Source organism: Arenibaculum sp. (assembly GCF_035998295.1).
In the GTDB taxonomy this organism is placed as follows: domain Bacteria; phylum Pseudomonadota; class Alphaproteobacteria; order Azospirillales; family Azospirillaceae; genus DASYHS01.
In genome coordinates this window covers 1-7417 of sequence record NZ_DASYHS010000042.1, presented here as the reverse complement: position 1 = coordinate 7417, position 7417 = coordinate 1, and the positions used below count along the sequence as shown (strand labels likewise).

Annotated in this window: 9 protein-coding genes; 2 read left to right on the top strand and 7 right to left on the bottom strand. The window is 69.3% G+C overall.

Translation table 11 applies throughout. The features are described 5' to 3' along the window. Nucleotides 1-13: 13 nt before the first annotated feature. The 6 genes from VGO20_RS04305 to VGO20_RS04280 form a co-directional block, all read right to left on the bottom strand. On the bottom strand, nt 14-589 hold the full coding sequence (locus tag VGO20_RS04305; protein ID WP_327501059.1) for a transposase: 576 nt from the start codon (nt 587-589) through the stop codon (nt 14-16). 8 nt (nt 590-597) lie between these two features. Beyond that, nucleotides 598-1131 carry a helix-turn-helix domain-containing protein gene (locus VGO20_RS04300; protein ID WP_327501058.1) on the bottom strand — a complete coding sequence of 178 codons (534 nt, stop codon included), beginning with the start codon at nt 1129-1131 and terminating at the stop codon, nt 598-600. 154 nt (nt 1132-1285) lie between these two features. Further along, on the bottom strand, nt 1286-2053 hold the full coding sequence (locus tag VGO20_RS04295; protein ID WP_327501057.1) for a hypothetical protein: 768 nt from the start codon (nt 2051-2053) through the stop codon (nt 1286-1288). 71 nt (nt 2054-2124) lie between these two features. Next, nucleotides 2125-2670, bottom strand: a complete 546-nt coding sequence (locus VGO20_RS04290) for a hypothetical protein (RefSeq protein ID WP_327501056.1) — start codon at nt 2668-2670, stop codon at nt 2125-2127. A 4-nt stretch (nt 2671-2674) separates the two neighbouring features. Next, nucleotides 2675-3349 carry a GTPase domain-containing protein gene (locus tag VGO20_RS04285; protein WP_327501055.1) on the bottom strand — a complete coding sequence of 225 codons (675 nt, stop codon included), beginning with the start codon at nt 3347-3349 and terminating at the stop codon, nt 2675-2677. A gap of 139 nt (nt 3350-3488) precedes the next feature. Further along, nucleotides 3489-3707 carry a hypothetical protein gene (locus VGO20_RS04280; RefSeq protein ID WP_327501054.1) on the bottom strand — a complete coding sequence of 73 codons (219 nt, stop codon included), beginning with the start codon at nt 3705-3707 and terminating at the stop codon, nt 3489-3491. A gap of 59 nt (nt 3708-3766) precedes the next feature. Here VGO20_RS04280 and VGO20_RS04275 point away from each other — a divergent pair, with 59 nt between their 5' ends. Together VGO20_RS04275 and VGO20_RS04270 are read left to right on the top strand one after the other, a co-directional pair. Continuing rightward, nucleotides 3767-4819: an iron-containing redox enzyme family protein gene (locus tag VGO20_RS04275; protein WP_327501053.1), complete on the top strand. Its 1053-nt coding sequence runs from the start codon at nt 3767-3769 to the stop codon at nt 4817-4819. Between the two features lie 45 nt (nt 4820-4864). Then, a complete protein-coding gene (locus tag VGO20_RS04270; RefSeq protein WP_327501052.1) occupies nt 4865-6415 on the top strand; it encodes an L-lactate permease in 1551 nt (516 codons plus the stop codon). Nucleotides 6416-6421: 6 nt separating this feature from the next. Here the strand turns inward: VGO20_RS04270 and dusA are convergent. Beyond that, the coding region (dusA, locus tag VGO20_RS04265; RefSeq protein WP_327501051.1) for a tRNA dihydrouridine(20/20a) synthase DusA at nt 6422-7417 on the bottom strand (996 nt) is incomplete at its 5' end.

Sequence of the window (7417 nt, the reverse complement as noted above, 5' to 3'; positions counted from 1 at the left end):
AGTGGTGCATCCGCTAAGTCCTTGAGAGAGTTGGGGCAGCAGCGACGCCGAGACGGCGCGGGGCGCGATGTCGTCGCCGTCGGCCCCAGATGAAGGGATGCTTGTGCTGGTTCCAGTAGGCGGTCGCCCGTTCGACGGCCTGCGCGATCTCGGCCCAGGTCTCGAAGCGGCGGCCCTTCAGCGCCAGAGAGCGCAGGATCTTCCACCAGGGCTCGATGAGGTTCAGATAGGCGGCATACTTGGGCTGGAAGACGAATTCCCAGCGCGGATGCAGCAGGCTGAACAGCAGCACGTCCGGCGCGCTGTGGGTGTTGAGGTTATCGATCACGGCGAAGACGCGCTCCTTCGCCGGGGCGATCCAGGCTTCGACCGCACTCAGGAAATCAACCCAGTTGGTTGTGGTGCGGCGGTCGTAGCACTGCGTGAAGGCTGCGCCGGTGGCTGGCTGGAAGGCGCCGAAGACATAGCCGGCAACATCGCGCCGGCCGTAGTCGATCTCCTGCTTGGCCCGTCCGGCCTTCGGAGCGGCCGGTCGGACGAGTTGCCGGCCCGGATGGCTCGTGGCCTTCTGGGGTCCCATCTCATCCAGGCAGACGACTACGCTGCCCGCTGGCGGCGCCGTGTAGAGCTGCTCGATCGCCCCCTTTTTTTGGCGAAGTCAGGATCGACCCGCGCGCCGAACCAAGTCTCGTCCTGGCGCCAGCGCAGCCCTTCGCGGATGAAGATCTCGCTGACGCGCGAGCGGCGCATGGCGATGCCCTGCTCGCTCAGATAGGCGACCAAGCGGTCCAAGGTCCAGGACGCAAACGGCAGGCCCAACTCGGACGGCCGGGTCAGGGCAGCGGAGATGACGGCGCTGCGCTGCTCGGCCGAATAGGTCGGTGGTCGCCCACACCGAACATCCTCGTGCAGCCCATCCAGGCCGCGTGCGTTGAAGCGGGTCAGCCAGTGGCGCACCGTGTTGCCGCACAGCTCCATCCGCGTCGCGATCGTCTCCGCCGTCAGGCCGTTCAGGGCGTGGACGATGATCTGTGCCCGCCGGACCAGTCCGGCGCCTAATGTGTAAGAGCGGGCGATCCGCTGCACTTCCCCCCGCTCGTGATCACTCAGTTCCCGAAGCCGAACAACCATGACGCTGCTCCCAAGCACATGCGCATACCCCCTCAACAGCGCCGGGACACAACAATCTCTGACGATTTGCCGGATGCACCACTAAGCCCAACTTGAGTCATGCCGCCATTGCGGCACGACTCGAGCCAACCAGCCTACGGCGAGCCCGGGCGGCTCAGAACTTCACCAGCACGGTGAGTTGGTAGTCGTGCCGCTCCTGGACCACGCGCTTGTAGTCGGCGGAGATCTTCACGAACTGGGGCACCTCGAAGCGCCCCGCCACGCTCAGCGTGCTCTGGGCCTCGCTGGACAGGCTCAGCTTGACCGTCCGGCTCTTGATCTGGTTGGCGCCGTCGCGCCGCATCTCGATCAGTGAACGCATGTTCGGGTCGCCCCAGAGGCCCACGCGCCGCAGCAGCCGCTCGGCCGCCGGCACGTCCGCTGGGCCTCCCGTGAACTCGTCGTGGAGGTCCATCTGGGACAGCACCTTGTTGAGATCCTCGGACTTCGCCGTCACACCGCCCTTGGCCCCCAGGCGCGACGCCTTCACGTCGAGGGACTGCTCCCCCTTGCTGGTATTCAGCGTGATCTGCTCGACGCTGACTTCGGTGGCGCCGAGATGCCGGCACATGGCCGAGAAGTACATGTGCTTGGCGAGCGCGAACCGCTGGGGCGCGAGATAGGCCTCCTCGTAGGAGTCCGCGTCGAAGGGGCTCTGGACCAGCATCGAGCCCGACCGCAGCAGCCCCGCCTCCGACAACGTCCTGAGAGCCGGGTGGCTCGCGTCGTCCACGGCGAGCGGCAGGGGCAGCACGTACGTCTCGTCGTCGATGAGTGCCCGTTCGGCGCCAGGCTCGTACTGGCAGCGCTCGACCTCGTGCCGCTGGAGCACGAGGATCGCCTTCCTGCTGCCGGGATCAGAGGGGAAAGAACCGGTCGACATATCTCGATCATCCTTGGGGCCGACGAAGAACCGACGGCGCGCGCAGCCCCACCTGCCGCCGCCGGAAAGCTCTAGGGCCGGTTCGGATCGCTGCTCGACGCCGACGACGGCGTCGGTTCCGACCGCCATGACCAGAGGGACGACAGGGCGAGGACCAGCGCGACGGCCAGAGCCCCGAGCCAAAGCAGCCGGCCGAACCGACGGGCCGGCGGCGCGCCCGGCGCGGTCGCCATGGCCCTGCGCACGAGTTCGGCCTTCGCGGGATCGATGCTCCGGCCGACGTGCTGGGCGAATGCATCCAGCCCTTCGGCCACCCGTGCCCCGAGCTCCGCGCGGCGGCCGGCCCCCAATTTACCATGGCAGAGGATCGGGGCGACGCGCCCTGCCACGTCCCGCTCCGCCGAAGGGACGGACACCACGAAGCGGTCGCCGTGGACGGTGAGCCTGACCCCGTCCTGGTCGAAGACCCGACCTCCGGCCTTTGTCACGCTGGACAGGAGCGAGGCCGCCTTTTGCCTTCGCGTCGCGTCACCCGGCGCAAGGTCCTCCCCACGGACGCGGTAGTGGTCGGGGGACCGGTTGTCGAGGGCCTGCGCCTTGAATACCAGGTCGGGCATCGTGCTAGAGCTTCCTGAAGATATCGTAGACCAGGGCCTCGGCCACCTGCTCCGTCACCATGCTGCCGAGCACGAACGTCACGTGCTTTGCGCCCCCGCAGTGAGACACGAGTTCCGCCACGACTGGCAGCTTTCGGTACCTGTCATAGTAGTCGCCGACCTTGTCGCGAGTGAGGTTCGCGAAGGCGGGATCGAGGTCGCAATGGGTCCCGACCACGAAGAATCGCGGCCGTTTCGTCCGCGCCCTCAGCCAGCTCCCGATATGCCGCACGTCGTCGCGGATCCGTTCCTCCACCTCCGCGTCGCCAGCGAACAGGCGATCCGCGCGCAACAGGTACAGCACGAGGTCGGCCCTGTCGGCCACTTCCTTCCAATCCGCGTAGTGGGACGAGTCGCCGGGCACGTCGAGGGTGTCATCGATCTTGAGATCCAGGTCCTTGAGGCTGAACCGGCGGCCGCTCGCCTTCTCGGCGCTAGTGGTCTGCTCGTAGTTCTCCGGGATCGAACCCGTGGACAAGAACTTGACCAAGCAGGTCTTGCCGACTTCGCGCGCGCCCAGGACCGCCACGCGCTTGCCCCTCCAGGCGGTGACGATGCTGTCCCAGTTCAGCACCACCACCGTGGCGGCACCGCCGAGCACGAGGGCCGCCGCAGCAGCAATGAGAATGGGCCAGACCATGAAGGCAACTCCACATCGCTTAAGAATGGTCGCATGTGCCATGCATTTGTCGCGGATGAAATGAAGATAAGTTTAATATCACCGTTTTTATGTTGCCCGCACGAGACGCCATCATTCCCGCGACACGTCACACACGCGATTACTGCTCCCCGTCCGCCTCCCTGCCCGAGGAGGAGACCTGCGCGGGCTCGACATCGCCGAGGCGAAGCGACGCGCGGCCATGGTGATGGAGCAGTCCGACGCGGGCCGCATCGCAGCCCTGCTCGACGACCTCGACGACCTCGCCTGACCGGCGGGGAAGAGGCGCGACCGTGCCGCCGTGCGCCGGCGGCCGTTCAGCCCCAGCGGTAAATTGCATCCTGACGTTCGGTCGTTTATTTCTCTGTCGGGAAATCTATCCCGGGCGCAGGGAGAACGATGATGCTCAACGTCGCCGATATCCGGGAGGACGGGCCCGCGCTGCAGCAGCGGGAGTGGCCTCCGGTCGATCCGTTCGACGGTTTCGCCGCCGGTTTCCGGGAGTTCCTGGACCTGGCCGACGAGGAGCGGCACTCGCTGTTGGCCCGCCTGCACGCGGCCGATCCGGAGCGCCACGGAGCCTTCCTGCACGAGGCGCTTGGGGCGGTCTACGGCTATGTCTACGGGTACGCGGACAGTCCGCTCCACCTGGCCACCGACGATGCGCTCGAGGCCCGCCTGCTCCAGGCCAAGCTGATCCTGGAACGCGAGCTGGAAGCGCGGTTCCTGCAGCCCGAGCCGGTGCCGGACGGCCTCGGCCCGGAGGAAGGGTGCGCATATCTGCGCGAGTTCGTCGCGCGCAACCGGGGCGTCCTCCACCCCTTCTTCGACACGATCCGCGACCGCACCTCCCCCGCGGCCCTGCGCGAGTTCCTGCGCATCGAGGTGATCCGCAACGAAGTGGTCGACGACGAGGTGGCCCTGCTCGTCGTCGGGCTCCAGGGCGCCATGAAGAAGGTCGTCTCCTCCAACCTGTGGGACGAGTGCGGGAACGGCCGCCTCGCCGGCTTCCATACCTACTGGCTGCGGCGCCTGCTGGAGCGGACAGGGGACTGGGACGGCATCCGCGCGTACCGGCGCAAGGACCTGCCGTGGTTCGCGCGGATCACCTCGAACTCGTTCAACCGCGTGCTGACCAGGCCGGGGCTCAAGTACCAGGCCTACGGACATTTCCTCGTGACCGAGGCCTGGGTGCTGCCCCATTTCGAGCGGGTCGTCGACGGCCTGCGCCGGGTCGGCCTCGACCATCAGGACGTCGGGATCTACTTCAACGCGCACATCCGGATCGATCCGCACCATACCGAAGAGCTGCTGGCCGGCCTGCTCCACCAGCGGCCAAGCCTGAGCGTGCGCGAAGTCGCCGAGGTGATCCGCGGCGCGCACGCGGCCGCGGCCGCGGGGACGGCGATGTACCGGCGGCTGGCCGAACATCTCGCGGCGCCGGAACGGTAGCGAGGCAACCCGGAAGCGCCCCGCTTCCGCTGAAACGGTGGTCCGATGTCCTTTCTCCTCCCCGCGGGGGCCATCGCGCCCCTGGTGGTCGTTCTCGGCGCTATCCTGATCCTGCGGCGCGCGGCCTGGGTGAGCGCTCTCGCCGGCCTGGCCGTCGCGGGCCTGCTCACGGTATCCGGGGCGTTCCCTCTCCAGGAAGGGGGCGCAGTCACGGGCATGCAGACGGCGGCCATCCTCACGCTCGGCGTGGCGCTCGTGATCGTCCCGGGGCTGTGGCTGAACGAGGTGCTGCGCAAGCAGGGGATCGTCGACGGCATCGCGAAGCGCGTCGAGGCCCTGCCCTTCGCGCGCGAGCGCATCGCCCTCGTCCTCCTGCTCGGCCTCGTCCCTGCGGTCGAGGCGCTGACCGGCTTCGGCGTTTCCCTGTTCCTGGCGGTCCCCGTCCTCTTCCGGCTGTTCGATCCGGCCCGCGCCCATCGCCTGTCGCTGCTCGGCATGAACATCATGCCCTGGGGCACGCTGGCGCTTGCCACGATCGTCGGGGCCGCACTGTCCGGGGAGGAGGTCCGCGCCCTCGGCACCGCGACCAGCCTGACCAGCGCGCTGGTCTTCCCGATCATCGGGCTCTCGGCGCTGGTCACGCTGGGCGGCGCCGCGGCGCTGCGGCGGGATGGCGGTTTCGCGGCGGCGCTGGGATTCCTGCTCGCCGCGTTCCTCTATGCGAACAATCGCTGGCTCTTCGTCGAAACCGCCGGCGTCGTCGCCGGCATCGCGACCGCCTCGGTCGGCATCGTCTGGTGCCGGTTCGCGCGGAGCCCTCGCGGCGAGCATGGGCGCGCGCCCGGCGCACCGGGACCCGGCACACCGGGGCTTGGCGCACCGGGGCCCGGCACATCGGAACCCGGCATCTTCCGGCTGGCGCTCCCCTACGTGCTCGTGATGGTCCTGATCGGGTCGAGCCGCGCCGTCGGTCCCGTGTGGGACTGGCTCGGCGACGCCCTGGTGCTCGAGACGGACAGGATCCGTTTCGCGGTCCTGACCAGCCCCGGCGTCGCGCTCGCGGCCGCCGCCGCCGCGATGCAGGCCCTCCGGCCGGTCCCGGTGTCGCCGGCCGTGGTCCTCGGCCGGGCCCGCCTGCCCGTGCTGGGCGTCTTCGCCTTCCTGGTGCTGGCCCAGCTGATGAGGGAGACCGGCATGATCGACACCATCGCGCAGGCGCTCGTCGCCTTCCATGGCCCGGTGCTCTACGCGATCGTCCCGGCGCTCGGCATGGTGGCGGGGTTCGCCACCGCCTCCAATGTCGGCGGCAACGCCCTGCTGATGCCGATGCAGCACGACATCGGCCTGGCCGCCGGTTCGCCGCTGCTGTTCGCCGCCGCCCAGAACAGCGCCGCCGGCCATGTGGTGTTCACGTCGCTGCCGATCATCCTGCTGGTGCTCGCGATCGCCAGGGACACGGCCGGGGCGGCATCGGCGCGCGAGGACGAGTTGCTCCGCTTCTCCCTCAAGGTCGCCGTCGCCGTCTTCGCGGCGATCGTGGCCGCGCTGGCGCTGCTGGACGGTACGGGGCTGGCTGCGGCGCTGCTGCCGGCCTGACGCCGCTCAGCCGGCTTTCCTCAACGGCGCTACGGCGTCCTCATATGCGCCCGGGCCGGGCACCAGGGCGGCCGCGCGGGCCAGCACCTCCGGCCCGGCGCCCGGCCGGTGCGCGTTCTCGCTGAGATGGCGCCGCCACGCGCGAGCACCCGGCATGCCCTGGAACAGGCCCAGCATGTGGCGCGTGATCGCGTTGAGCGGCGTGCCGGCGGCGAGCCTCGCCTCGACATAGGGCAGCATCGCCGCAACCACCTCGTGCCGCGTGGACGCGGGCGCCGGGTCGCCGTGGAACCGGCGGTCGACCTCGGCCAGCACGTAAGGGTCCTCGTAGGCCGCGCGCCCGATCATGACGGCGTCGACATGGGCGAGCTGCTCTCCGGCCGCGTCCAGGGACCGGATGCCGCCGTTGATCGTGACGTGCAGATGGGGGAACTCCGCCTTCAGCCGATGCACGAGGTCGTAGCGCAGCGGCGGCAGCTCGCGGTTCTCCTTCGGGCTCAGGCCTTTCAGCCAGGCCTTGCGCGCATGCACGACGAAACGGGTGCAGCCCGCGGCCGAGACGGCGCGCACGAAGCGCTCCAGCGTCGGCCACTCCTCCATGTCGTCGATGGCGATGCGGGACTTGACCGTCACCGGGATCGCGACCGCGTCGCGCATCGCCGCGACGAGGCGGGCGACCAGGTCGGGCTCCGCCATCAGGCAGGCGCCGAACCGCCCGGACTGCACCCGGTCGCTGGGGCAGCCGACGTTGAGGTTGACCTCGCCGTAGCCCCATTCCTCGGCGATCCGCGCGCTCCGGGCCAGATCGCCCGGCTCCGACCCGCCGAGCTGGAGCGCGACCGGATGCTCCGACGGGTCGAAGCCGAGCAGCCGCTCCCGGTCGCCATGCAGCACCGCGCCGGTCGTCACCATCTCGGTATAGAGCAGCGCGCGGCGCGTGATGCGGCGCAGGAAGTACCGGCAGTGCCGGTCCGTCCAGTCCATCATCGGGGCCGTGGCGAT

Bases quoted from the DNA above. Each gene is read 5' to 3' on its own strand.
- VGO20_RS04290 (WP_327501056.1), bottom strand. From the start codon at position 2,670: ATGCCCGACCTGGTATTCAAGGCGCAGGCCCTCGACAACCGGTCCCCC.
- VGO20_RS04280 (WP_327501054.1), bottom strand. From the start codon at position 3,707: ATGCAATTTACCGCTGGGGCTGAACGGCCGCCGGCGCACGGCGGCACG.
- VGO20_RS04295 (WP_327501057.1), bottom strand. From the start codon at position 2,053: ATGTCGACCGGTTCTTTCCCCTCTGATCCCGGCAGCAGGAAGGCGATC.
- VGO20_RS04285 (WP_327501055.1), bottom strand. From the start codon at position 3,349: ATGGTCTGGCCCATTCTCATTGCTGCTGCGGCGGCCCTCGTGCTCGGC.
- VGO20_RS04275 (WP_327501053.1), top strand. From the start codon at position 3,767: ATGATGCTCAACGTCGCCGATATCCGGGAGGACGGGCCCGCGCTGCAG.
- VGO20_RS04270 (WP_327501052.1), top strand. From the start codon at position 4,865: ATGTCCTTTCTCCTCCCCGCGGGGGCCATCGCGCCCCTGGTGGTCGTT.
- VGO20_RS04300 (WP_327501058.1), bottom strand. From the start codon at position 1,131: ATGGTTGTTCGGCTTCGGGAACTGAGTGATCACGAGCGGGGGGAAGTG.